Source organism: Phocaeicola sartorii JCM 17136 = DSM 21941, assembly GCF_054653615.1.
Genome location: NZ_BAAIFW010000005.1, coordinates 2,992,832 through 3,018,699, shown reverse-complemented (window position 1 = coordinate 3,018,699; position 25,868 = coordinate 2,992,832). Strand labels below are relative to the sequence as shown.

24 protein-coding genes are annotated in these 25,868 nt (G+C 46.8%); 15 read left to right on the top strand and 9 right to left on the bottom strand.

The window, feature by feature from the left end:
• Positions 1 to 184: 184 nt before the first annotated feature.
• Positions 185 to 1,294, top strand: coding sequence for a polysaccharide pyruvyl transferase family protein (locus ACYQ0C_RS12880; RefSeq protein WP_016276195.1), 1,110 nt, complete (start codon positions 185 to 187; stop codon positions 1,292 to 1,294).
• Entirely contained in the window at positions 1,282 to 2,454 is a 1,173-nt protein-coding gene (locus ACYQ0C_RS12875; protein WP_016276196.1) for a Coenzyme F420 hydrogenase/dehydrogenase, beta subunit C-terminal domain, read from the top strand. Before ACYQ0C_RS12880 ends, ACYQ0C_RS12875 begins: the two co-directional genes overlap by 13 nt.
• Here the strand turns inward: ACYQ0C_RS12875 and ACYQ0C_RS12870 are convergent.
• The 6 genes from ACYQ0C_RS12870 to ACYQ0C_RS12845 all read right to left on the bottom strand — a co-directional run bounded on the left by ACYQ0C_RS12870 (position 2,451) and on the right by ACYQ0C_RS12845 (position 6,974).
• On the bottom strand, positions 2,451 to 2,972 hold the full coding sequence (locus ACYQ0C_RS12870; protein WP_016276197.1) for an N-acetylmuramoyl-L-alanine amidase: 522 nt from the start codon (positions 2,970 to 2,972) through the stop codon (positions 2,451 to 2,453). The genes ACYQ0C_RS12875 and ACYQ0C_RS12870 overlap by 4 nt on opposite strands.
• 58 nt (positions 2,973 to 3,030) lie before the next feature.
• Positions 3,031 to 3,153: a smalltalk protein gene (locus tag ACYQ0C_RS12865; RefSeq protein ID WP_160247711.1), complete on the bottom strand. Its 123-nt coding sequence runs from the start codon at positions 3,151 to 3,153 to the stop codon at positions 3,031 to 3,033.
• A 145-nt stretch (positions 3,154 to 3,298) separates the two neighbouring features.
• Positions 3,299 to 3,919 (bottom strand): HU family DNA-binding protein, encoded by a 621-nt coding sequence (locus tag ACYQ0C_RS12860; RefSeq protein ID WP_025077176.1) that lies wholly within the window; start codon positions 3,917 to 3,919, stop codon positions 3,299 to 3,301.
• Positions 3,920 to 4,162: 243 nt separating this feature from the next.
• The gene (locus ACYQ0C_RS12855) at positions 4,163 to 4,378 is read right to left on the bottom strand and encodes a DUF4248 domain-containing protein (RefSeq protein WP_016276199.1); all 216 of its coding nucleotides are present in this window, start codon (positions 4,376 to 4,378) and stop codon (positions 4,163 to 4,165) included.
• Between the two features lie 42 nt (positions 4,379 to 4,420).
• Positions 4,421 to 6,310, bottom strand: coding sequence for a DUF3987 domain-containing protein (locus tag ACYQ0C_RS12850; protein WP_016276200.1), 1,890 nt, complete (start codon positions 6,308 to 6,310; stop codon positions 4,421 to 4,423).
• A gap of 100 nt (positions 6,311 to 6,410) precedes the next feature.
• Entirely contained in the window at positions 6,411 to 6,974 is a 564-nt protein-coding gene (locus tag ACYQ0C_RS12845; protein WP_016276201.1) for a BT4734/BF3469 family protein, read from the bottom strand.
• A gap of 130 nt (positions 6,975 to 7,104) precedes the next feature.
• On the opposite strand from ACYQ0C_RS12845, the gene ACYQ0C_RS12840 reads away from it, so the two are divergent.
• The 12 genes from ACYQ0C_RS12840 (at position 7,105) to ACYQ0C_RS12785 (ending at position 21,421) form a co-directional block, all read left to right on the top strand.
• Entirely contained in the window at positions 7,105 to 7,617 is a 513-nt protein-coding gene (locus tag ACYQ0C_RS12840; protein WP_016276202.1) for a hypothetical protein, read from the top strand.
• 23 nt (positions 7,618 to 7,640) lie between these two features.
• Positions 7,641 to 8,621: a glycosyltransferase family 2 protein gene (locus tag ACYQ0C_RS12835; RefSeq protein ID WP_025077175.1), complete on the top strand. Its 981-nt coding sequence runs from the start codon at positions 7,641 to 7,643 to the stop codon at positions 8,619 to 8,621.
• Between the two features lie 170 nt (positions 8,622 to 8,791).
• Positions 8,792 to 10,516, top strand: coding sequence for an ATP-binding protein (locus ACYQ0C_RS12830; protein WP_016276204.1), 1,725 nt, complete (start codon positions 8,792 to 8,794; stop codon positions 10,514 to 10,516).
• Between the two features lie 260 nt (positions 10,517 to 10,776).
• On the top strand, positions 10,777 to 11,865 hold the full coding sequence (locus ACYQ0C_RS12825; RefSeq protein ID WP_025077174.1) for a glycosyltransferase: 1,089 nt from the start codon (positions 10,777 to 10,779) through the stop codon (positions 11,863 to 11,865).
• Between the two features lie 12 nt (positions 11,866 to 11,877).
• A complete protein-coding gene (locus tag ACYQ0C_RS12820; protein ID WP_016276206.1) occupies positions 11,878 to 12,846 on the top strand; it encodes an NAD-dependent epimerase/dehydratase family protein in 969 nt (322 codons plus the stop codon).
• Positions 12,843 to 13,712, top strand: coding sequence for a YjbH domain-containing protein (locus ACYQ0C_RS12815; protein WP_025077173.1), 870 nt, complete (start codon positions 12,843 to 12,845; stop codon positions 13,710 to 13,712). The genes ACYQ0C_RS12820 and ACYQ0C_RS12815 overlap by 4 nt, the downstream gene beginning before the upstream one ends.
• Positions 13,713 to 13,920: 208 nt before the next feature.
• The gene (locus tag ACYQ0C_RS12810) at positions 13,921 to 14,214 is read left to right on the top strand and encodes a nucleotidyltransferase family protein (protein WP_016276208.1); all 294 of its coding nucleotides are present in this window, start codon (positions 13,921 to 13,923) and stop codon (positions 14,212 to 14,214) included.
• Complete coding sequence (locus ACYQ0C_RS12805) at positions 14,198 to 14,599, top strand: HepT-like ribonuclease domain-containing protein (RefSeq protein WP_025077172.1); 402 nt, start codon at positions 14,198 to 14,200, stop codon at positions 14,597 to 14,599. Before ACYQ0C_RS12810 ends, ACYQ0C_RS12805 begins: the two co-directional genes overlap by 17 nt.
• A gap of 132 nt (positions 14,600 to 14,731) precedes the next feature.
• Positions 14,732 to 17,110 carry a DEAD/DEAH box helicase gene (locus ACYQ0C_RS12800; protein ID WP_175271251.1) on the top strand — a complete coding sequence of 793 codons (2,379 nt, stop codon included), beginning with the start codon at positions 14,732 to 14,734 and terminating at the stop codon, positions 17,108 to 17,110.
• 107 nt (positions 17,111 to 17,217) lie between these two features.
• Entirely contained in the window at positions 17,218 to 18,840 is a 1,623-nt protein-coding gene (locus ACYQ0C_RS12795; protein ID WP_016276211.1) for an AAA family ATPase, read from the top strand.
• Positions 18,812 to 20,125: a vWA domain-containing protein gene (locus tag ACYQ0C_RS12790; RefSeq protein ID WP_016276212.1), complete on the top strand. Its 1,314-nt coding sequence runs from the start codon at positions 18,812 to 18,814 to the stop codon at positions 20,123 to 20,125. The genes ACYQ0C_RS12795 and ACYQ0C_RS12790 overlap by 29 nt, the downstream gene beginning before the upstream one ends.
• 141 nt (positions 20,126 to 20,266) lie before the next feature.
• Positions 20,267 to 21,421: an OprO/OprP family phosphate-selective porin gene (locus tag ACYQ0C_RS12785; protein ID WP_025077115.1), complete on the top strand. Its 1,155-nt coding sequence runs from the start codon at positions 20,267 to 20,269 to the stop codon at positions 21,419 to 21,421.
• 67 nt (positions 21,422 to 21,488) lie between these two features.
• Here the strand turns inward: ACYQ0C_RS12785 and ACYQ0C_RS12780 are convergent, their stop codons facing one another.
• The 3 genes from ACYQ0C_RS12780 to ACYQ0C_RS12770 are packed head-to-tail and all read right to left on the bottom strand — an operon-like array spanning position 21,489 to position 24,738.
• Entirely contained in the window at positions 21,489 to 22,577 is a 1,089-nt protein-coding gene (locus tag ACYQ0C_RS12780) for a 2-aminoethylphosphonate--pyruvate transaminase (RefSeq protein WP_016276214.1), read from the bottom strand.
• Positions 22,578 to 22,583: 6 nt separating this feature from the next.
• Positions 22,584 to 23,372, bottom strand: a complete 789-nt coding sequence (phnX, locus tag ACYQ0C_RS12775) for a phosphonoacetaldehyde hydrolase (protein ID WP_016276215.1) — start codon at positions 23,370 to 23,372, stop codon at positions 22,584 to 22,586.
• 31 nt (positions 23,373 to 23,403) lie between these two features.
• A complete protein-coding gene (locus ACYQ0C_RS12770) occupies positions 23,404 to 24,738 on the bottom strand; it encodes a DUF5690 family protein (protein ID WP_016276216.1) in 1,335 nt (444 codons plus the stop codon).
• Between the two features lie 246 nt (positions 24,739 to 24,984).
• Here ACYQ0C_RS12770 and ACYQ0C_RS12765 point away from each other — a divergent pair, with 246 nt between their 5' ends.
• Entirely contained in the window at positions 24,985 to 25,863 is an 879-nt protein-coding gene (locus ACYQ0C_RS12765; protein ID WP_016276217.1) for a hypothetical protein, read from the top strand.
• The last annotated feature ends 5 nt before the right edge of the window (positions 25,864 to 25,868 follow it).

Sequence of the window (25,868 nt, the reverse complement as noted above, 5' to 3'; positions counted from 1 at the left end):
AGATAATCTTGAAGATACAATTCCGTATACATTAGTATCCTTGAATATGTTTTATATAGCAATTAGTAGCTATTATTTACTTATAGCACTAATGACAAAAAGAAGGGAGATTATAGCTGAGCGTGAATACCCCTAAAATAATTTTTTATCTGATTTATATTAGAATGAAAGGTAATTGAAATTTATGAAAACCATTACAATAATAACTCTTCAGAACGTCCGTAATTATGGATCAGTCCTGCAAGCTTGGGCCACTCAAAAAATGTTTGAAACTTGGGGATGCAAGGTCGATTTCTTCAATTATATGCGCAGCAACAACGCAACTCCGTGGAACAGGGTAAAGGCATGGACAAAACCAAAATCGTGGTCGGTAAAGATCATAATGGGTATTTTGCTTTATCCTACTTTTCTTTTGCAGGACAGACGCTTTAAGCGGTTTCTGGAAAAGTACCTCAATGTGCAGAAAGAAATATGTACCACGATGACTGATTTTAAGAAACTAAAACTTACATCCGATATCTATTGCACCGGTTCCGATCAGACTTGGAATAGTGGGTGGAATGAGGGGGTTCTTCCCGAATTGTTTCTCGGTTTTGTACCAGAACATATCAGGAAAATAGCTTATTCGGCTAGTTTTGGAAAGGACAGATTGGATGATTGGGAAAAGGATGAAACACAGAATTTGCTCAACCGCTATCAGGCTGTTTCGGTAAGAGAGAGTGCCGGAGTGAAAATTTGTAATAGCTTGGGGATTAATAATGTAGTTCATGTGCTAGACCCAACTTTACAGCTTGACCGCTCGTTTTGGAGCGCTTATGCAGGGAAAACACCATTTAAAAAAGGATACGTACTTATTTATCAGTTGAATACAAATAAGGAATTTGACCGTTACGCTAAAGAGTTTGCATGCCGTAAGGGATTACTGCTGGTAAGATTCTGTACTCGTATAGACCAGATTCTGAAATGCGGGAAAAGTGTGGTCGTGCCTGAGGTTTTTGACTTTGTGCGCTATATTTTTCATGCAGATTATGTGATAACCGATTCGTTTCATGCCACGGCTTTCAGTATCAATGTCAACACTCAGTTTATCAGCATTTATCCGAATGATTATAGCAGTCGTTTGGGAAGTGTCTTGAAGTTGGTGGGGCTGGAGGACAGGCATCTGTCTGCATACGATGATTTTTCGTATGTGGATGCGGCTCCCATTGATTTTACCCATGCCAACAAAGTACTTGATGAGGAGAGAGCGAAAGGCGTTGAATTTATAAAGTGGGCAATAGAATGGAACGGATAACCGAATATTGTACAGGATGCAGGGCTTGCGAACAGTTGTGCGCGAAGAAGGCCATCCGGATGGTTGCCGATAGGGAAGGGTTTCTCATGGCGACTGTTGACGGGAATCTCTGTGTGGATTGTGGATTGTGTGCGAAACGTTGTCCTCAGAACCGTAAGGATCTGCTTCATGGAAAATCACTTGCTACATGGGCTGTCCGGCTGAAAGACGAACATACGCTCTATAGGAGTGCCTCCGGTGGCGCTTTTGCCGGATGGGCGGCATTTGTTATAAGTCAAAGCGGTGCGGTGTTCGGAGTAAAATATAATGAAAAAATGCGTGCTGTTCATGTTAAAGTGGAAACATGGGAAGAACTACAGCCACTACTTAGTTCCAAGTATGTGCAGAGCGATACAGGAAATACGTTTGCCGAGGTTAGAAAATTATTAAATGAGGGAAGGCTGGTACTTTATAGTGGAACAGGATGCCAAATAGCTGCTTTACGCAGTTTCTTGGGAAAGGATTACGATAATTTGATTTTGGTGGATTTGATTTGCCATGGTGTGCCTTCTCCATTACTTTTCAGTCGTTATTTGGAACTTCTCCGTAAGAAGCATGGCGCAAATATTGACGAATATGATTTTCGTGACAAGCGTGGAGGCTGGGGACTAGGATATAAATATAAATATAAAAATACTCATAAGTACGGTACTGCGGTTTCCAATCCTTATTATGCCTACTTTTTGCAAGGATATACTTATAGAGAGTGCTGCTATCGTTGTCATTATGCGTGTACAGAGCGGGCTGGTGATATCACTATAGCTGACTATTGGGGAGTAGAAAAGTATCATCCGGATTTTTACAGTACGAAGGGCGTTTCATTGATGCTAGTTAATACTCGTAAAGGGGGATGCTTTTGGAACCAGGTGGAATGCGATTTTGTATGTCAAGAGAGTAAGCTTGAGTATGCGGTTAAGGGAAATCAGAACTTGAAGTCACCTACCATTAGGACGGATAAGATTCGGGATTATATTTATGATGGGATTAACAGTATGGAAGTAGAGGAGTATTTTGCCGCCCGTTTTCCCTTACATCCGTCCTTGACTCAAAGAATCAAGGACAGGATGCCGGTGGGGGTGAAACTATGGCTTAAAAGAATGAAAAGACAATGGAACCCCTAATGTTTCTCCAAATACCCGAACACCCCTTCCGCGTCAAAGCTAGGGCAAGCTTTCGGGATACTTCCCGGCATATCCCTGTGTCCGCGAATCCGGACACAGGGAAAGAGTTTCACCAGCCGCATCAGCAGCAAGATCAGTTGCTCCGTCTGTTCCGGTGTACGGGTATCGGCGGGATGTCCCTGCTCATCCAGTCCGCCCTCGTAGCAGATGCCGATGCTGCAACGGTTCCAGGGGCGGCAATGAGCGCCCACCTCCAGCAGGCGGCGGTGTTGGGTCACGCTGCCGTCACGACGGATGTAGAAATGGTAACCCACCGTGCGGAAGCCCCGCGCCTTGTGGTCGCGCAGAAGTTGCTCGGCAGTATAGTCACGGTCGCAACGGGTAGCGGAGCAGTGGATGACAAGGTATTTCACGGCACCGGGGGAGGCCATCATCAGTCCGTCCTCTATGGTGAGAAGCTGGCGCTCGTTCAGCACCTCCTCCTCACCGATAATTATAGGAAATGTTTCTTGTATCATAATAATATGGAAAATTGAGAATTAAGAATAGAAAATAGAAAAAGGCTGTGACCACTCTTTAAATGAGCGATGCGCAACTGGTTATGCCCAGGGCGGTGAGGGCGGCGATAGCTGCCTGGATAATTGCCCGGAGGATTTGTGGCCAGGTGATTTTCTTGGATTCTTGCTTGGATTCATTCATGGGAATATCAGTTTTGGGGATCAGTTTAAAATGTAAATGAAATAAGGAGATTACGGAACAGACGGACACGGAGGAGTGAAAAAACTCCGTGTCGTCCGTGTCCCATAATCACATCATACTACCTCTGAGGAGCCGGGGAACCGGATCAGATGTTTCCGTCTGCCGGCCCGTCCGGAGAAGCGGCCGTTCCGGAGGCTTCCGCGTTATCATCAGCAGAAACAGTGGAAGCATCAGAAATATCAGAAGAAGCAATAGCGGCAACATCAACAGCAATAGCCGTAGCGGAAGTAGCAGCTTCCTCATCATCTGCAGAATTGCCCGTCAGGTCTACCGTAGTCTTTCCGGCCTTCAAGGCTTTCACCACCTCGGCGGCTGCCTTACGGGTGGGAACCAGTTGGAATTCGGCATCCTGACGCAGATTGTTGAAACGTTCGCCCGCAGTCCAGATCACGTTCACAGCGGTGATGTTGTCCGCAGTGAAATCGGCCAATGTCTCGGCACCGTAGCTCCGGAGGCTGTTGGAGAATACACCCAAATCGCCCAGCTGGACTTGCTGTCCGTTCAGCAGCTGTTCGCGCAGGCAGTCCACGGCCAGGATGATAATGGCCTGGATGTCGGCACGCGAGTACACGCAGCCGTGGCTGGCGATGTGGTGGCAGAACTTGTCCAGTGTCATCACTTGTGAATACTGGGCGTTGGCATACGCTTTTTTGGCAGCGTCTTTGTCGGTGGGGTTACCACGCATACAGGTACTGTAATTAATCATAAATTAAAAATTAAGAATTAAAATTTAACATATTCCGTTTGGTCGCCGAGGGGAGGAGGGAACGTTGCTTCCCGCGGGCTGCACGAAGGTAACGTGTAGGGCTGAAGGTTAGTAACGTATGGGCCCGCAGGTTAGTATCGTGTGAGGCCGGAGGTTAGTAACGTGCCGGCTCCCTTGTCGTTGACATTGCAAACATACCACATGCCGCATGGACGCTGAGTACCTTTGAAGACTTCTGAAGCTTTACGGCTCTCCCAGGTATTCTTTGATGAGAAGCACCTGCCTGAAGGTGAGTGTGCGCCGGCAACGAAAGCCCGGGTCCGTGGCATAGAGACGGGTGCAAAGTTCGGGATTCATGTTGATCCAGCGCATCAGGTGCTGGACGGCAGTTCGCGGACGGTGGACGTATTCCGGAAAATATTCCAGCGCCAGGCTGCTTTTGGTATAAGTCTTGATCATGTTTGATGAAAAATTTAAAATTAAAGGATTAAAAACTTTCTTTCATTGCCCTTTTCCCTTCACACGTACGCGTGAGGTGAACTGGTATCGGCCCCTGCCGATGGTTTCTATCGTGCCTTTTTCGCCCATGCGTCTCAGCAGGGTGTCGAAAGTGCTCTCACTGATGCCGTTCCGGTGTGCCACTTCCATGGCTTCCTTGCGGGTAAACGTCATGGGGAGGGAGGACAGGAAGATTTCCTGGGGCGAGGCCTTGTGGCCGGGCACTCCGGCGGCGGGAAGGTACATCAGCACATGGCAGGAGTGGCGGTAGAGCGGCTCCACCAGATTCATCACGGCTTCGAAATCCTCGGGGGTGATGGTGAGCAGGAAGGAGGGGGTTATGTTGTCCGTTATGTTCTCGCGCGGAGTATGGGCACAAGGAGATAGACCGGGACAGGCACGCAGTCTTTCGTTCATGGAACGGGCTGACTCCGGGGAATCTATGATTGTTTCCAGCGAGCGCAGCCATGCCACCACGCTCATGATGCGGCATACGTTGATGGCGATACGTGCCACCGTGCTCCGCATGTGGCTGCCGTGTGCGGCGCCGGCATGGCTGAATATTTGTGCCATGCGGCGGTTGAACGCGTCCTGCTGCGCGGCGGACAGTTGCAGACGGAATCCGTTGGTCTCGGCCTTTACGGCATCCAGTACTGTTTTCCATTGTCCGCCCCATTGGTGGAACTGCTGTGCATAGTCCGTTCCGGACGTGTCGAACTGGCTGACCCATTCCTGTATGGGCGGCATATAGTAGAACAGTTGGCGGGAGAAGAGCCCGTTCTCGGGCGAGGGGATGAGCGGGCAGAGCTGGGCGGGGGTGCCGCTGAGCAGGAGGCTGAGCAGCAACCGTCCGCATTCGCGGTACTCGTGGTTGGTGCGGCGGTTGTAGGCCAGACGGTCGTGGTCGAACGCATTTCGGAGGGTATGGCTCCAGTGGCCGTAGTCGGTGCCGATGGCGGTGCTTACCGTGTCGGCCTCGCTTTCGCAAATCATGCCTGCGCCGTTGTTGTCCATCAGGTTCTCCTGTATGCCTGTGCCGGAGTTGTCACCGGCTATGAAGAAAAGTTTCATCCGTGGCATTTCGGGTTCGGTATGTTTGGTCCGTTCCTTGCCCATATAGTCCCATTTGGTTTTTTCCACATGATAGTCTTTCATCTTTTGCTGATAGGCGGAGAGCATCTCCTGATGGATCGGCTCGGCCAGCTGGCGTACCCATGCCAAAGCTCCCTTGCCCGAGGCGGGGAGAGCCAGGATGAAAGTTTGCAGACACGGGTAATGGTCCTTGTGGCCATAGTTGAAACAGACCAGTTTGTTGAGCGTGGCACCCAGCACGGTGATGGCTCCCAGCAGCAGGATGTCCCGTTGGGCTTTGGACTCGCCGCAGTCCACGGCTTGTTGCAGGAAGCGGGGCCACCGGTATTCGGGGAAGGGAGGGGGCAGTGGCTGCTCTTCCTGTCCTTCTCCGGACAAGTGTTCCGGAGTTCCGATGCCGGCAGTATTCCCGGGTTGTTGTACGGATGCATTCACTGGCTGTTGTACGGCCGTCTTTCCCGGTGCATTATAAGTATCGTGTACGTGTGAAAGGGGGGAAGGGGTGAAAGAAAGTTTCTTCACGTCCACTCCCGCCATTTCGGCCAGGTGCCACACGGTGCCGAGGGTGTTCTTGCCGTGCCCGTTTCCGATGGCGTTGGTGTACATTTTTTCGGCATCTTCGTGACGGTACTTTCCGGACAGGCGGCAGATGCGATGGAAATATGCTCTTCCGGCCTCGCCGCAGTCATTGGCTATGGCAAAGGCCAGGGGCATGTATTCTTGATACGAGGGGGCGATGTTCGCTCCCGCACGCTCGATGGCGTCAACGAGTTGTTCCAGACTTTGAATCGGATTGTTCATGTTTTTTAGTGATTAATTAGTGATAAATTAGTAGTTAATGGTTCGTGATTAATGCTATGCAGACCTCCGCGCGCAGCTCACTAATCACCAACCGCTAAAATTATTTTTCTCTCAGTTTCGCTTCTTCATCGTGGCAGATGAAGCATGCGCGGCACAGGTCGGCGTTCGACTTGTCTATTTGCAGTTCGTACTTGCAGTGCAGGTATTCCCATGCGTTTTGCATGGCCATGCGGAAGGATTCTTTTACTGTTTTGTCGGTGTACAGGCGGTAGGGGACGAACAGTTTCACCCCCGTTCCGCTGGGCGATACGAAAGCCAGGTCGGGCAGGAGGAAATCGTCGTCGAACAGCCGGTCGCGCAATTCCCGGGCTTCATCGGCGGATGCCAGATGGTCCAGGTCAATCACGAAGTCTCCGCTGGGGATGAGCAGACTCTGTTCGCGGCAGTAAGTAAAGATTCCTGCCGGAGTGACGTACGGCAGCAGCTGCTGTTTCAGTTGGCGGAACTGTTTCGGGTCGGTCAGTGCGGTGCGCACCCGGCCGGTTTTCTCCGCCAGCGGGGTGTTGTTTACAATATAGTCATGAAGAGCCTGAAGGCTGCATACGCTGTCCGGCACCTTGTTGGTGATGGGAGCGTTGAAAAAAGTGACGATGCTTTGTCTCATACTTTGTTTAATTTTTTAATAGGTATATAAGTAATATTGACAGCGAAGTTACGCTTTGCGCGTCATGCCTCCAATAGCGTTCAGAAATGAGCTGTTATTGTGTGGAAAAGAATTGTTTAATTCAGAAATTATGGAAAAAAAGAAAGAAGAAAATGCCTGTGTATTTTATATCACGGGAGGTAACAACCAGATTATGCCTAACGTTACGAAGGTAGTTCAGAACTTTTATGTAGATCGTTCCGAAATGGATGCAATGAAGGAGCACGGAATGGAAAGTGTAAAAAAAAGAGAGCCGGTTCCGGTCGAAACGAAGTCTTCTGACCAGAAGGCTGATGATTTGAAGCTGGCCGAGGGCGAACTTCGTATTTATTATACGGATGATGTTTCGCTGAATGCCTTTATTATCCGTGTCGGTGCCTGCAAGGATGCCTCCGATCTGGCCAACTTGGTGGTGGGTGAAATGATGGAGCATACCATCATGAATGGTGGCATTGTTGTCAAGGCTCACTTCATAGAGGCGCTGCTGGCATTTGTTCATTTTACCAAGGGAAGCAGCGTGAACAATATCCGTCAGCATATTCGGAAGTTTATGGATATGTTCGGGATAAAGAAAGGGGGAAAGGATTCAAATCATGAAAAATGATGATGCAAAAGGACGGAAATAGTATGACACAACCTTTGATATCAGTGATCGTTCCTTGCTATAATGTGGAGGAGTATTTGCCGAGGTGCGTTGAGAGTGTTCTGAACCAGACATATCGTAATCTTGAAATACTTCTGGTGGATGACGGCAGTCCGGACCGCTGTGGTGAGATTTGTGACGGATATGCTGCCGTGGACAGTCGTGTCAAGGTGATTCATAAGGAAAACGGGGGGCTTAGTGATGCCCGCAATGTGGCGTTGGACGTTATGAAGGGGGAGTATGTCACGTTTGTGGATAGTGATGATTATGTGGCGGCGGATTATGTGGAATATCTTTACAAACTGATGGAGGAGTATGGAGTGAAGCTGTCAGTGAGCCGGCATCAGGAATTTAAGGATGGTGCCTCCGTGTCCGTGGAAATCCGCACGTGTCCGGTGGCTTCGGAGTCGGTAGGTCAGGATGAGGGGTTGGCCTGTATGTTCTATCAGCAGGCATTTGACACAACTGCATGGGGCAAAATGTATCATCGCTCCCTTTTTTCTGATGGCATTCGTTATCCTGAAGGGTGGTTGTATGAAGATTTACCCACTACTTATCGTCTGATGATGAAGTGTGACTATATAGCGTTTGGTAATTATCGTAACTATTTTTATCGGATTCGTAGTACCAGTATAGAGGGAACTCCGTTCAAGCCGTTGAAGTATGAGAGCTGTATGAGAATAATCCGTCAGCTTGAAGCAGACAAGGTGCGGATGCCGGAACGGGTGAGACGGGCTTTGGACTGCCGTATCGTAAGTTTCGCCTTTCACATTCTGTTGGAGGTTCCGCAGGAAGAAAAGGAGATGCGTCGTAGTCTTTTGGAAATTATCCGCCGGAAAAGAATACATGTGCTGTTTGATGGAAAAGCCCGGAGAAAGGCGCGGGCAGCGTGTCTGCTGTCCTTGGCTGGGGTGTGGCTGGTGAATTTGTTCGTTGGTTATGGGAAGTCGAGGAAAGTGGATTGAGGATTATTAATGGTGGAATTGTCTCCCCCCCCGGGGGGGGGGACTTCATTCCGTCAGGTCTGAGATAGTCATGGGATATTAAGTAAATTCGCCTGAAACTTTTGTCCGGATGGAATTGTTTATGTAACTTTGTAATAAGCAATGTGGCGATATAAATATGGAGTAAAGTTATGGAAGAGATAAAGCAAGTGCCCTACGGTGTGTCCGACTTCGTGACGGTGAGGGAACAAAATCTGTATTATGTGGACAAGACTATGTATTTGTCCTTACTGGAGCAGCAGCCTCGAAATGTGTTCTACATCCGTCCCCGCCGGTTCGGAAAGAGTCTGTTCATCAGCATGATGAGGGCTTATTACGACAAGGCGATGGCTGCTAATTTCGACTCCCTGTTCGGTGGGCTTTGGGTTCATGAACACCCCACGCCTCTCAGGGGGCGGTACCAGATGCTTTATTTGGACTTCTCCCAGGTGGGCGGAGACATCGACCGACTTTCTGAACGTTTTAATGATTATTGCAGTTTGATGCTGGATGACTTTATGCACTCTTATCGTGATGAATATCCTGATGAAACAGTGAAAGCATTCTTCGAGACCCGGCAGATGGCCGATAAACTGGACTTGATACGCAACAGTGCGGTAAGACTTCGCATCCCCCTTTACCTCATCATCGACGAATACGACAATTTCACGAATATCGTGCTCAACGAGAATGGCGAGGAGGTGTATCACGCCATCACCCATGCCAGCGGTTTCTACCGCGATGTGTTCAAAAAGTTCAAAGGTATGTTCGAACGTATCTTCATGACGGGAGTGAGCCCCGTGACCCTGGACGACCTGACGAGTGGATTCAACATCGGCTGGCACTTGTCCATGAACCCCAAGTTCGACAAGATGCTGGGCTTCAGTACCGAGGATGTGCGTTCCATGCTCCTTTACTATAAAGAGGCGGGGATGCTTCCTTCCGAAAGCGACGTGGAGGCGATAATAGCGGAGATGAAGCCGTGGTATGACAACTATTGTTTCGCCAAGGAGTGCCTGAAGCAGGAGGAACGTGTATTCAATTGTGACATGGTGCTCTATTATCTCCGCCAGTACATGGATAGCGGTCACTCTCCCGAACGGATGGTTGATCCCAATACGAAAACCGATTACAACAAACTGAAAAAGTTGCTGCGGCTGGACCGTCTGGACGGTGACCGCAGAGGCGTCATCCGCCGTATTGCCGAGGAGGGACAGCTGATAGCCGGTGTGGAAGAGTCTTTTCCGGCCCGTGACTTGACGAATCCCGACATTTTCCCTAGTCTGCTGTTTTATTATGGGATGCTGACCATAAAGGGTACGTATGGCTCTCAGTTGGTTTTGTGCATACCGAACAACAATGTGCGCAAGCAGTATTATGAGTATTTGTTGGAGAACTACAGCGAATATAGCGGAATACAAATATCTTCCTTATTGACGCTGTTCACCCGGATGTCCTTCGACGGTCAGTGGCGTGAGGCGTTGCAATACATCGCAGACGCTTACCGTAACCTGTCCTCCGTCCGCGACTCCATAGAGGGCGAGCGCAGCATCCAGGGCTTCTTCATGGCTTACTTGAGTCTGAACGATTATTACATCACCGCTCCCGAAGTGGAATTGAACCATGGGTATTGTGATTTCTTCCTGCTGCCCAACCTGACGCATTATCAGTCCCGGCATAGCTACATAGTGGAGCTGAAATACCTGCCGAAAAAGGACTTTGACTCGAAGGCCGAGGAGCAGTGGCGGCAAGCTGTGGAGCAGATAGACGGTTATGCCCGTGCGCCAAGGGTGGATGCGTTGCGTCAGGGCACGCAATTGCATAAGATTGTGATGCAGTTCTCAGGATGGGATCTGGTGAGGATGGAGGAGGTATAACTAACTCTGTTGAAAATCGAAAGTTGAAAGAGACCTGTTCTGCCCAACTCTCCGTTAAGGGGGGCAGAATATCATTTTCCAGGCTATGGTGAATGGCTGTGGTATGCTTTTTCTAACTGTAAAAGTCTTCCCGTACATACATGTATGTGTCTTTTGAAAAATAGGACACCGTATATTGATTAAATACAAATCTATTTTATTCTTTTTCTTATCGGTCGTGAGCTGAAAAGCATGCGGCCCTAATCCCTTTTGTACTTTTTATGAAGAAAATAATGCATGTGGCGGAACCTTTTGCAACAGGTGTCCTAAGTTTCCTTATAGATATAACGAAGCGTCAAGTTGAAGATTATGAAGTCTATATACTCTATGGTATTCGTCCGCTGACACCTGAGAATGTAGAGCAATTGTTTGACAAACGTGTGCATCTCATGAGGATAGACTCTTTCAAAGGTGCGATAGGCACAGTGGTTAATTTAAGAGCCTATTATGATGTGTATAAATGGTATAAAGGAATAAAGCCGGATATAGTTCATTTTCATTCATCGGCATCCGGCTTTATTGGCAGGTGGGCGTTGCCCTGTAAGAATATCCCGGCTTTTTATACACCTCATGGATATTCATTTTTGATGAAAGATGGGGCAGTGTTCAAACGTTTCTTATTTTGGTTGATAGAATATCTTTCGGCAAAAAGACCTTGTATGACCATTGCGTGTAGTGAGGGAGAGTATAAAGAGGCGAAGAAACTGTCTCCAAACGCGACTTATGTAAATAATGGTATCAATACTGCGGACTTGAAAACATTTGTCCGGCCAATTGGTCGGGATATTCAACGTCCTATCCAAATATGTACCAGTGGTAGAATCCTTTATCAGAAAAATCCCAAGCTATTCAATGAAATAGCGATGTTACTTCCCGAGGCTCGGTTTACATGGATAGGTGAAGGAGAGTTGAAGACAGAACTTACTTCGCCCAATATTCATATTACCGGATGGATAAAGAGGAAGGAGGTGCTGAATATTATTAAAAATATGGACTTTTTCATTTTACCATCGTTATGGGAAGGTCTTCCGATCTCGTTGCTTGAGGCGATGTATTTGAAAAAAATCTGTTTGGTAAGTGATGTGACTGGTAATCGTGATGTTATAAAAAATGGTGTGAATGGACTGATTTGTAATTCGGCAGATGAATATGCTGATTCAGTGCGTGGTATTGTCAATGGAAGTATGGATGGTGCTCTTTTTTCCGAGCGTGCGTCGAAGGATGTTGAAGAAAATTACAATATAGACTTAATGGCACAAAAATATGATGAAATCTACAAGAGTGTAAGTGCTGCAAAATATCATAACTAAAATATTTTCCTAATGAACTACTTTATAACAGGTGGTTCCGGTTTTATCGGAACCCATTTGACAGATCTTCTTAAGAATATCTGTCCTGAGTGCAATATTTATAATCTGGATATTGTGGAGAATAACCAGAATGGCAAGGTGACTTTTATTTATTGTGATGTGAGAAAACCTATTGCTATGGAAGGGATTTCTATTACTGAAGATGATATCATCTTTAATTTTGCAGCTGTGCACCGTACTCCCGGACATCCAGATCCGGTCTATTTTGAAACCAACATTCTTGGTGCGGAGAATGTGACGGCATTTGCAGAGAAATATAATATCAAAAAGATTGTTTTTACTAGTTCCATAGCTCCTTATGGAGCAGCTGAGGACTTGAAAGAAGAAACAACAATTCCAATGCCTAATACTCCCTACGGAATATCGAAACTAGTGGCTGAAAAGATACACATGGTCTGGCAAGCAAAGAACTCTTTGGAAAGACAGTTGACAATTGTTCGTCCCGGTGTGGTGTTCGGTAAAGGAGAAAATGGAAATTTTTCCCGTCTTTATTGGGGGATACGTGAGCGTAAATTTATGTATCCGGGTAGAAAAGATACAATAAAAGCTTGCATTTATGTAAAGGAATTAGTTCGTTTTATGTTATACAGACTGGAGCACCACGAACAAGGGGTGGAATTGTATAATTGTACATTTGAACCGGCTTATACTATTGAGCAGATTGTTGATACAATGAAAAAGGTGACAGGCATGAAGCATGCTGTTCCATTGATACCTGCTTGGATATTAATGCCTGCGGCTGCTGTAGCTGGATGCCTGGGTGCTCCTATGGGAATATGTCCGGCACGTGTTAAGAAACTGATGGTTTCGACTAATATATGTGGTAAGAAATTGGCTGACTCAGGTTATAAGTTTCATTATACATTTGAAGAGGCTATAGCTGATTGGTTTAAGGATAATGGCAAGCAATGTTTGAAATGAGAAGGTTCTTTCTGATTTTTTTATTTATTGTTTGTCTTGCGGAACTAGGAAGGTCTCAAATCAACTACGGCACCACCGGCCTGATGAACATGCCTACCGCCGATATGCAGCGTGATAAAACCGTCATGGCCGGAGCCAATTGGCTGAACCATCATGCCACTGTTCCCAGGTGGTGGTATGACACATGGAACTATTACATCAACATCACTATTTTTCCTTGGCTGGAAGCCGGTTACCTGTGTACAGGTCATAAAGCGGTACCTGTAGATTATGGTAATCAATCCGGTTATTGGGTACCCTCCACATACGGCAGGTTCATCAATCAGGACCGTTCCTTTCATTTCCGTCTGCGGGTGTGGAAAGAAGGCTGGTGGAAAGAATGGACACCCCAGATAGTGATTGGAGCCAATGATGCAATAGGTGATTCGTGGAATGGTGGTTCATTGTCTAAACCTTCGGAATTGAATTATGGCAATGGTTTCTTGAACCGCTATTACCTAGCTGTCACCAAACACATCGAATTTGAGAACGTGGGTACGCTGGGCGCGCACCTATCATGGATATACAGCAACCGTTTTGATAACAAGTTGAATAGTCCGGCTATGGGTGCGAATTTCCGATTTCATTTGAAAGAAAACGGTTCTTGGGTGGACAAGGTGGTCAATGGCATGAACCTGATGGCGGAAGTTGTCCCCGGATATACAGACGTAAAGGAGAATCTGACATTTAATCCCGAAGGGGCGAAATATCAGATTAATTTAGGTATGGAGTACTCCTTCTGGAAAGATTACATTAATGCCGTGGTAGAACTGGACCGCTGCCGTTACTTCTCGGGGGGGATCGTACTCAAAGTGCATCTGAAATAATAAAAAAACTTGTCCGGTCAGGAATTTCCGGTTAGATTTTCTAAAGAGGATTTTGAATCAGACGGCAGGCCCTCTTATTGGTTGGTCAGAATCTGATTCAGAAACGTGAACTTGGAAACTTGGTTAAATATTGGAATAAAATCAACCAATAGTTTGTTTGTTTCAGTATAAATTATAATATTTGCAAGGTAACGTGATATCTATCCGCATGAAAACAAAAGATGAAATAATAGCTATCCTCCGTAAGTTCAAGGAAGAATTTGGAGAGAAGTATGGAATTGAGAAGCTGGGGATTTTCGGTTCTGTGGCTCGTGGTGAACAAAAAGAAGATAGCGATATTGATATTTGTGTGCAGCTTCAAAATCCGGATTATTTCACCAGAATGGAAATAAAAGAATCTTTGGAACAGCGTTTTGAAGTAAAGGTGGATGTCGTCTCTTTGACTGCAATTATGCGTAATCTGTTTCGGAATCATATAGAAAAGGATGCAATCTATATCTAAAGCTGACATATTGGACATGCTTCTGTTTGTGGAAGAGCGTATTGCATTGACTATTGAAAGATGCAGTGGCATTGTTTCGGTCAATGATTTTTTATACTCTCCTGATAAAGTAGATATTTTTGATGCTACATGTATGCGTTTGCAAACTATTGGAGAAGCTGTAAAGAATATAGACAATTTGACTCATCATGATTTGTTGGCTGGCTATAGTGATGTTCCATGGAAAAGTATCATAGGTTTACGTAATATTATCTCTCACGAATATTTGTCGATAGATCCGGCTGAGATTTTTAGAATTGTCAAAATCCATTTACCCCAATTACATTCTGTTATTTTAAAGATTAAGGATGATGTTGATGCTGGTTCCGTGCAGGACTTGCTTTGAGGAAAGATAAATTGAAGTACTCGACCTTTCTTTTTGATATTAATCAATAATTTTTTTTGCTATATAGGCTGTATGCAATAAAGCATGTAGCCTTTCTTCCCATTGTTGCCGGTAGCGACCGGCATCCGCGTAATGTATTGCAAAAACGAACATCTTCGTGATTACCAGCAGGAGATGAAGCTCCGGCTCTTTGAAGAGTGGGGTTATCATCGGAATGTGATGGTACAGATGCCTACCGGTACGGGCAAGACGCATCTGCTGACAGCCATAGTGGGGGAGTTCCTGCATGGTTCCAACTCTCCGGTATGGATCGTTGCGCACCGCCGGGAACTGGTGGAGCAGATAGAGGAGACAGTGGCCCGCTATGGAATGGGAAATGACGGCGGCAGGACTCAAAAAGTCGGAAGGGTGAAGGTGCTGTCTATCCAGTGGCTGTCCCGTAACGGAGAGACCATGGACGAATCCCCGGGCCTGATCGTCATCGACGAGGCGCATCACGCCTTGGCGGAAACCTACCGGGCGCTTTGGAAAAGGTATCCGGAGGCAAGAAAACTGGGCATGACCGCTACGCCTTGTCGGTTGAACGGCAGGGGCTTCACGGACTTGTTCGACAGCCTGATCACCTCGTGGACAGTCGAAACGTTTATCGGGAAGGGATGGCTGTCGCCTTTCGATTATGTGTCCATCCGTGCGAACAGCAGGGAGCAGCGGCTCATAGATTCGCTGAAGAAACGGGGTGCGGACGGGGATTATCAGGTAAAGGAAATGAACGCGGTGCTGAATCGGGAGACGACTATCAAGGGGCTGTATGAGAGCGTGGAACGATATGCCCACGGAAAGAAAGGAATCGTATATGCCATCAGCATCGCCCATGCCCGTCGGATAGCGGCTTGTTATAGCGCACGCGGACTGGATGCCGTGGCTATCGACAGCCGGACTCCGGCTTCGGAACGCAAGAAGCTGGTGGATGATTTCAGGCAGGGAAGAATGAAAGTACTGGTCAATGTGGATATTTTCTCCGAAGGTTTCGACTGTCCCGATGTGGAGTTCGTGCAGCTGGCGCGCCCCACGCTTTCCCTGGCAAAGTACCTGCAACAGGTGGGGCGCGGACTGCGGAAGTCTATAGCCAAGGAGTCCTGCATACTGATAGATAATGTGGGGCTGCACCGCATCTTCGGCCTGCCTACCCGCAGGCACGACTGGAGGGCGATGTTCGAGGGACGGATGATTGGCAATGCGCTGTCCCGGGCACGGGCGTCGGGCGGACTGTCTCTGCCTGCTGCCTTGTCACTGACGAACAGCCGTGGGCAACGGGAGGAAGTATGGGAGGTGGTGATGACCCACGGCCGGTTGCTGGAAGCCATCCGGAACGGGGAGGCTGCTGTATCCGGAGAGGAAGCGGAAAACGGAAAGGAATCACAGGCCGCCTTGAAATCCTGCTTCGACCGGCAGAGCGGTTTGTGGGGGCTGAAACATGGAAACAAAATAACGGTGACACCCTGTTATCTGCAAGTCTTTGACATTCAGGGAGACCGTGTGGCAGTCCGCTTGAAAGACGGGCGAACGGCCGTGGTGAACGCCTCCGGAGAACCGGAAATAATGTTCTCAGAACCGGAAATGAGCGGTGGGCATGACCGGAGACTGAAATTCCTGAAAGGGGAGCTTCTGGCCGTTACGGGTACTATAGGCAGGGATACTATAAGCACGGATTTCTATATGGACCTGAAGACAGGCCGCACGTACCGGGAGAAGCCGGTGGTGTTTTCCTATGGCAGTGTGGAACTGCTGAGGGTGGGGGAGACTTTCCACAGCCGCACCCGTAAACCGTATGCGTCCATGCGCGGCCTGCACAAGGACAGCCTCTGCTTTTATGGTTTTTATCTGAAGATACCGGATTATCGCGTCCCGAAGTCCTGCCGGCTGGTGGATTCCGAATGGTCCACCGTATTTGATATATTCGCCTGTCTGCTGGCAGGGGATGACGAGGAGGTGTATTGGTGCTGCGGCCACCTGGCCGACCGGAGCATCATAGTGATGGACGGGGCAGGAAAGTATTACCATGTGGGGAAAGAAACAGAGAAAGGAACGCGGAAACGCTACATAGCCTCCAATCTTCCCACCCCCGGCGAGGAGGATTTTGACACGGTGATAAAGAAGTTGAAAGCGGAAGCCGGACGGCGGGCGGAGGAAACGGACCGGCAGAAGAGAAGGAACGAGGAACGAAAAAGACAGCGAAGACTGGAGGAGATAAAGGATGTCCTTCCTTACCGTATGGGGATGAAATGGGGCTTGAAGCTGGGGGAACGTGTCATCGTTCCTCCCCAGTACAGAAAGATCCTGCCTCCGGTGGGCATTTATTGTGCCTTTGAAGAAAACGCCTGCCAGTGGGGGGTGATGGCACTGGACGGCAAAGTAGTGGTGGAAGCCCGCTACCAGAAGGTGGAGATAGAACACAATGGCACGGTGCACCTGACCATCATTCCCGGCAAGGTGAAGGAAATCAAACTATGAGCGTCTCCGGAGTGGAACATAAATGGTGAGTATGAAAAAGTATAAAAACAAGCAGGCTGTAAAGCTTGCTTGTTTTTTTATGCTTATCTTTGTGCAAACTTTTACAAATGAATACATTGAAACCTCGTATAGCATCTCTGTTACAACAACTGAATGAAAGAGTTTTTGAGAAAGAGCACGTTGTGGCCTTGGCTTTGCTTTCGGCTGTGGCAGGAGAAAGCATCTTTCTTTTAGGCCCTCCGGGAGTAGCTAAAAGTATGGTAGGACGCCGGTTGAAACTGGCATTCCGCAACGCTTCCGCATTTGAATACCTGATGTCACGATTCAGCACGCCGGACGAAATATTCGGCCCTGTTTCCATTTCCAAACTGAAAGACGAAGATACGTATGAGCGTATGGTAGATGGCTATCTGCCTTCTGCCACCATTGCTTTTCTGGACGAGATATGGAAAGCCGGACCAGCTATCCAGAATGCATTGCTCACCATTATCAATGAAAAAATATACCGTAACGGACAGTTTTCCATCCGGGTTCCTCTGAAAGGGTTGATTGCCGCTTCCAATGAGCTGCCTGCCCAAGGGCAGGGACTGGAGGCCTTGTGGGATCGTTTCCTGCTTCGCTGTCTGGTGGGCGGCATTGAGGATATGGGGGAATTTGACCGGATGATTTCCTCTACAGATGAAACGGAACCGGTGGTGGATGAGCCGCTGCAAATCACCGATGAGGAATACATCCGGTGGGAAAAGGAGATGGCTGCCATTAAAATCCATTACTCCATTTTCGAAGTGATCCATGCCTTGAAGGACCGGATAGAGCAATATAACCTCCAGATACAAAATGAAGGGGGTGTGTCGTCTCCCCTATATGTGTCGGACCGCCGGTGGAAGAAAATGGTGAAGCTGCTGAAAGCTTCCGCTTTCCTGAATGGATCGGACACTATCCGCCTTTCGGACTGTACATTGTTGTCTTATTGTCTTTGGAGTGAGATGGATCAGATGGAGGCTGTAGAGGAGATGGTGAACGCTGCCATTCAGAAAAGTGCCGAAGGCTATCTGCTGAATATAAAAGGGCTGGAACAGGACATGGAAGAACTGAAAGAGCGACAGTCGTCCGAACACAGTTTGCGTGAAGTGAACGATCCGGGCATACAGGTCATCGATACTTACTATTATCAGGTAGAGGGCGTCCGGATGAAAGAACGCCTCCTTATTTTTGCCGCCGACTATCAACATCTGGATCAGACTGGTAAATTATTTTATCTGCATAAGGACAAGTACAAAGCCAACTGCTGTATTCTGAAAAAATATGATGCCATACTTCATGCCAAAGTTCCGCGTAATAAAATATATACGTTGAAAAAAGGGCTTCGTTCCATTTATATCAATAATTATGAATATCACTTGATGTGCTATGAGGATTGTCCTCCACCACCGCCCGAACCCGAGCCGGAGGATTTCGGAGCCAAATATAAATCGGTGGCCGAAGCGTTGGACAGGGTGGAGAAGGATTGGTCCGGGCTATTGGATGCGGAAACGGAATATTATGAGAAGCATTTGTTTCTCAGCGAAAAGCAGCGGGCTTCCATGCGGAGGATGCTTCGCCACCAGAAGAATACCATAGACCGATATAAGAATGATTTGAACGAAATGGCAGATGCGTACCGAAAAGAGAACCAGGAATATAAGGTTGAGAGATCTGAAAATGATCTATTCTCAGGAACTGAAAGATAGGACATTCAAAGCATACGAGGAGGATGTGAGCAACGGGGTGGTACGCCAACGCGAACTGGAAGAGAAAGTGTTGATGTACTATCGGCGTACCACACCTTCTTTGCAGGAATATTATTCCCGCTACACTCCGGAGTGGGAGGCTTTCTACTCTTCGGAACATCTGCCGGATATGGCATTCCTGCCATACTTGAAGCAGATGCGCGGTGCTTTCAAAAAGAGGTATGAACTGACTGAACTGAATATTGACTATTATATAAGTCTGCTGGAGAATGCTTCTTTATGGAGCGGAGAGGGAACCCGGGCCAAGGAGTTCTTTTTGGATAAATGGCATCAGTTGCTTACCCGCAAAGAGTATGACTATCAGTACATGCATATAAACAGTTTGTGCGAGGGTTTTGATTTGTTGATCCGGAAACAAGGAAAGGAATCGGGAAACAAACTGCTGGGATCGCGTATGGAGTGGCTGCTTCATAATTATCCTGATTTGTACCGGAGGATGCTTCCGTATGAAACGGTGATGAAGCGTAACCCGGTTATCCGGCAATTGGCGCATCTGCTGGGTAAAAAGCATCGGGACCAGCAAAAATATGATTCTTTGTCGGGAGTGGATAAGAGGATACTGATCAGGCATTCTCCGCATAGTGATATCACGGGGGTGACTTTGGGAAATGATTTGAACAGTTTGCTGCCCGTCGAGTATTGCTATCTGGCGGATGATGCGCTGCGTGCCGTATTTATGGAACGATATGCCGAGAAGCGACTGCAACTGTTCGACTACCAGTCCAAGGAAACGGAACCGGTAAAGGATGACAAGCATAAAGTTTCGGGACAAGGGCCTTACATTATCTGTGTAGATACTTCCGGCTCCATGCAGGGGGACAGGGAGATCTTGTCCAAATCGGCTATTCTAGCCATAGCGCAACTGACGGAGAAAACCCATCGGAAATGCTATGTCATCAATTTTTCGGATGAGGCCGTATCGTTATTGATTGAAGATTTGGGGCGGGATATGCCCAAGCTGGCGGAGTTCCTGAATAAACGTTTTGACGGTGGAACGGATATAGAGCCGGCTCTTCGGGAAGCTGCGCATATCATCAACGGAAATGACTTCCGTGAGTCGGATATCGTATTGATCTCAGATTTCGAGATGCCGCCTTTGTCCCGCGATTTAATGGAACAGGTCAAAGTGATTAAGCGGAGGAAGACCTCTTTCTTCGGATTGGTGTTCGGCAATAAACCCGAGATGGAATACTTGAATCTTTGTGAACGTTACTGGGAAATGTAAGTTACAATTCTGTTGCATGAATATGAAATGAATATTACTTGCTTTCTGTAGGTAATAACTTCATAATCAAATTAATGGATATTCATTTTTAGTATAGTCAATTCCTCTTACATTTGTTGTAAAGTAAATACAGAAGAAAAAATGAAAAGAATGACTTATGCTAAAGCGTTGATGTGCTTGTTATTTCCCTCTGCTGCTTTGGTGACTTATGCGCAGCACTCTGAGGTTGCCGAAGATTTGAAATATAAACTGACCGGACGTATGCTGATGGATGGCGGTGTGTATTTAAAGAATGATAACCGGTTTGGTAACGGTACGGAGTTCAATGACCTGCGGCTAGGGGTGAAAGCGACCTATCAGCAGTGGAGCATGAAAATGGAAGTGGGTTATGTAGGAAATAAGGTTTCCATAAAGGATGCTTTTGCTGCTTATATTTCAGGAAAACATATTATTCAGGTAGGACAATTCTATGAACCTTTCACATTGGACATGCTATGCAGTACGTACGACCTTCGTTTTCACCAGTCACCGGGAATCGTGCTGGCCTTGACCAATAGCAGGCGGATGGGGACTTCCTATACTTACAGTGGAAAACATTATTATGCTTCCGGCGGTTTCTTTACGGACAGTGATCTTGGCAATGTGAAAAACATTTCACAAGGATATGCCATAGACGGGCGTTTGGTATATCGTCCTGTGAACGAGGAGGGGAAATTGTTGCACATCGGTGCGGCGGTAGTGTATCGTACTCCTGATGGTGCGTTGCCGGAAGATGAAGACGAGAATGCGTTTATTTATAAATCTCCGGGGGTGAGCACTATTGATAACCGGAATCTTGTTTACGCCAAGGTGGATCATGCGAAGTATCAGTTGAAACAAGGGGTGGAATTGATGATCGCTCATCAAAAGTTCTTTTTGCAAGGGGAATATATACGGACGATGGTGAAGCGTGAACAGGATTTCACAAATTATACAGGACATGGCGGATATGTGCAATGTTCCTGGTTGCTGACAGGCAGGCAATATGGGTATGATGAAGCATTGGCTTGTCCGGGCAGACCTGTGGGGCGGGCATTGGAGTTGTGTGGAAGATTTAATATGCTTGATATGAATAATGAGGAAGCCGGTGTGTGTGGAGGGGCTCAAAAGGATTTTTCATTGGGCGTGAATTATTACATGAATAAGCATATAGGGATGAAGCTGGCTTATAGCTGGGTGATGCCGGGGAAGCATATAAAGGAGATTAGTGATAAGGATTTCAGTGTCTTGCAGCTCCGGTTCCAAATGATCTTGTAATGGAGGAAGGGTAGAAATAAATTCGGGCGCAATTATTGCGCCCGAGCCATAAAGCTATATTTATTTTTTATTTTGCGACGGTCTTGACAGCTTCAATCAATCTGCTGAAATCTTCGGGGAACACATCACCGATGTTTCCGATGCGGAAAGTATCTGCCTGGGAAATCTTTCCCGGATAGATGACGAATCCTTTTTCTTTCAATTGATGATAGAATTCCTTGAAATCGAACTCCTTGTCGGGATAAAGGAAGGAAGTGATGATAGGAGATTGGATTTCATCTTTCAGTAAAGTATGGAATCCCAATGACCGCATGCCTTCTACCAGCACATCATGATTACGGCAGTAGCGTGCATACCGGGCTTCCACACCCCCTTCGGCTGCCAGTTCGTCCAAGGCCTGCTTGAAGGCGCGTACCACATGGGTGGGAGAGGTGAAACGCCATTTTCCGTGGCCTTTTTCCATCGCATCCCACTGGTCGTACATATCTAGAGAAAGACTCTTTGAGACTCCTTTACAGTGTTGCAATTCAGACTTGCGTGCAATGATGAAACCAAAACCGGGAACTCCCTGAATACATTTGTTGGCACTGCTGATCATAAAGTCGATACCTGATTCCTCTACATCCAAGGGCACGCCGCCAAAGCTGCTCATTGCATCCACTATCAGCTTTTTGCCATGCATCTTTACCATGTGGGCGATTTCCTTTAACGGGTTCAGAATACCGGTCGTGGTTTCGCAATGTACCACTGCCACATGCGTGATTTCTGCATTGTGTGCCAGATAATCGTCCACATACTCCACTGATACCTGTTCTGTTTCATCAAAGGCCAGCATGTCATAGTTCATGCCATGATATTCTGCAATGTTTCCCATGCGGTCTCCGTAGGCACCGTTGCTCAGAATCAATAATTTGTGTTTGGGCGTAATCACACTTCCTAAGGTCGCCTCTACGCAATAAGTACCGCTTCCCTGCATCAGGATGCTGGTGTACTCATCTGTTTTTTGTGTAGCCAGTTGTACTAATCCTTTACGTATTTCTTCTACGATGTGGACATTATAGTCTTCATCCCATGTGCACCAGTCGGTCATCATGGCTGTTTTTACGCTTTCAGAAGTGGTTAAAGGGCCGGGGGTTAAAAGTAAGTATGGTCTCATAATTCTTTAATTCATTTTATGGTTAATAATTTCAATAATTTCGGGAAGTTCGGCAATGGTGTTTACTACATAATGCGCACCTGCCATATACATACGTTTTCTGACTGCTGCCATGCGTCTGTTCAATTCTTCTGCAGACAGTTTCTCTGTCTCTTCTTGGGTAAGCCCCATTTCGTTGCTGCCCAGAATCACACCGACAGTCCATACACCGGCATTCACACCTTCCTTGATGTCGGCTATCGTATCACCGTATTTTATTACACTTTGAACGGAGGGGATGGCCAGATCAATCATATTCTGGTAAATCATGTAGGGGTGCGGACGTCCTGCCGGAAGGTGGTTGGAAGTCACACAGTTGTCTGTGGTATAGCCATGGGCGGCGGCACCGGGCAGCACAATGTCCATCATGGCTGTAGTATATCCGGTGGTGGAGCCTATCTTGATGCCGTCTTTTTTCAGTTTCCCGATTACTTCGATTACACCGGGAATAGGAGTCGTGTACTCTTCCAGGGAGGCGAACAGGTGTTTCTCGAATTCTTTGTATATGGATACCACATCTTCCTCTGTCCAGCTGCGGTTATAGCTTTGCTTGAATTGTTCTGTCACACTTGTTAACTTGAATAATTCACGGATATGGTCTATTTTGGTCATACCCATGGGGCCTCGTGCTTCTTCCATTGTCACTGTCAGTCCTTGCTCGGCAAAAGCTTTCAGGAAAGCGGCTACTGGAGCGAAGCATCCATAGTCTACAGCCGTTCCGGCCCAGTCCATAATAACACATTCAATTTTCTTCATCTTTTTGTTTGTTGTTTATTTAGTTATACATTTATTCCTTTAAATCGGCCAACGCTATCGGTGCTATGATTATCTTTTTCTCTTTTTCTTCTTTTCTCAGTTGCTTTTCTAATTTATACCGTTGCACCAGATAGATGGCCGAACCGATGAATGCCATGCAGCACACGATGCCTACCCATCCCGAGAACTGATTATAAAACTCCATCCAGTTGATATCCGGACTGCAAAATTCCTTGAACAGCAGCACACAGACTGTTCCCGTGTATCCGATAAAGTCGATGGTGGCAATGAAGAATCCCACATTTCCTTTAATTTTGAAACAGGCGATGAAACGCTCGAAAAACAGGGTCTGGAAACTGAGATAGACGATGTACAGGCTCAGACTTTGGATGAACAACCAGTAGAGGGTAGGCAGTTGTAACGCGTCATAATTGAAAGCCAGATAACTGATGGTGGCCGCTCCGCCAATGACCATGGCCAGAAGCACCTGCAATACTCTGTAGTTGCTGTTTATTAATGACATCATGGCAAAGATTCCCAGAATAATCAGCGTCACCATACCGTCCACTTGTGCGAACAACCAGGAGGAAATGGTGCTGACATCAATGATGTTGACCAGAAAATCTTCCTTAATATCGCGTAAAATAGTGATAAACAGATTGGCGAAGAACAACATGATCAGTAAAGGCATATAGCTCTTGAACAGTTGCCTGCGTTGCTCTCCGTTCAGGGTGACACGTTCCGAACGAAGAGCGCGGTCTTCGTCTGTGGGGTGTGGCAACTTGTTGAGCGACCACCCCATAAGGATAAGGAGCGGGAAGGCTAAACCTCCTATCAGGGCGGGCATCCAGAATTCTGTGACACCCAAGGTCTTGACTACAAACAATCCCAGAGATTTAGCCATTCCTGAGCTCACCGCCATACTTACCCCCAGCAAGCTGGCTAATATATCTGTAACTTTGCGTCCTTCTATGAAACTGAAGATGACTCCCCACATGCATCCCAATGCCAGCCCGTTGAAGAATAAGGCAAACACGTTAAAAGGTTGGGGGAACAGTCCGAAGAATACTAAAGCGAGTTCTGCAAGGGCTACGGAGCATACCATGAACTTCAACCGGCTTTCGCGTTTCAATTCTGAAACAATCTTGATGGCAAAGAACTTTGAAATAAGGTAACCCAGAATCTGCATGATGGTAGTGACCACTTTATAATCCATCCCGAAGAAATCCATTCCGTCAAAGGTGGCAGCCGTAAAAGGCTTGCGCAGGGCATACACCAGTGAGTATGATAGTAGTGCCGCCCCTCCTGCCCATAGGATAAACAGGAAACTGGATATCTGTTTGTTTGTTTCGCTTTTTGCTTCCATTCTAATAATTGATATTGACTAATTTATTTGTTTCTTTTCTTTGTAGAGACCTCATTCCTCAGATCCTTGGATTGCTGTTTCCGGAAGCAAAAGTAGAGGGCTTTCGAGAGAGAAAAAATGAATCTTTATGATTAATATTTTTCATATTCCACCCGTTGCCTGTTGTAATATTAATGTAATGTGTATGTCATTGTATGTTCATATAAAAACTCGTATTTTGCAAGTTCAATGAAGAAACAAGTAATGATGAATGATTTGATTGAAATATACCGAAGAATAGAATATCTCCGTAACAATGGGTTGAAAATGAAGGAAATAGCGGATTTTGTGGATATGGCTCCCAGTGTCTTGTCCGCTCTTTATTCCAGTGTCTTGCCCACTTATGTAACCTCATTGAAACAAGGACATACTGAAGAAGATTCATTGGATTTAGCTTTGGCGCAGGTCAATAATGTTTCAAAGAAACGCCTGTTGGGTAATTTGGCAAGTATCAAAGAGCTGCTTTTCAACTTGGAACCTGCCAATGGTGAGGCAAAGCCCCATCCTTTTATGGAGATGATGACTGCCGAGATGCAACGTTCCGTACAGGAAGTTTATAATTATAGCGGAAGTTATCTGAGCTATAGTCTTTCTTCCTCGTGTCAATGCCTTAAAGTGGAACCTTATCTGATAGAGGCTTCCGAAGATAATGCGTATGTGAAGGTGACTCACATGAGTGCTTATAATACAACTCATCGGGGGGTGGGGTTGTTTAATAATCATCAGAACGGGTATATTTTCTTTAACGAGCGTGAGTCACCGCAAATGGCTTTGTTCAGTATTTATCTGCAATTGCCGATGTATGATTTTCCACCGTTCCTTAAAGGTTTGTATCTTAGTCTGGATTACAACAGAAATCCGATAGCGCGTCGTATTTTGTTTGTAAAGCAAGGGGATAGTACGGACATGGAGGAGTTCCTGGAACTGAAAGGGGAGTTGGTATCGCTTGACATGCTGACGGAATTACAGAAGAAGTATTATGACTATACTTGTCAGGAGGGGGATTGTATCCGTACCTGCATGGTGCCGTCTCCCCAACTGAATGAGAATGATTTGGAGAGAGAAAAAAAGATCCTGTCTTTATGATTCGC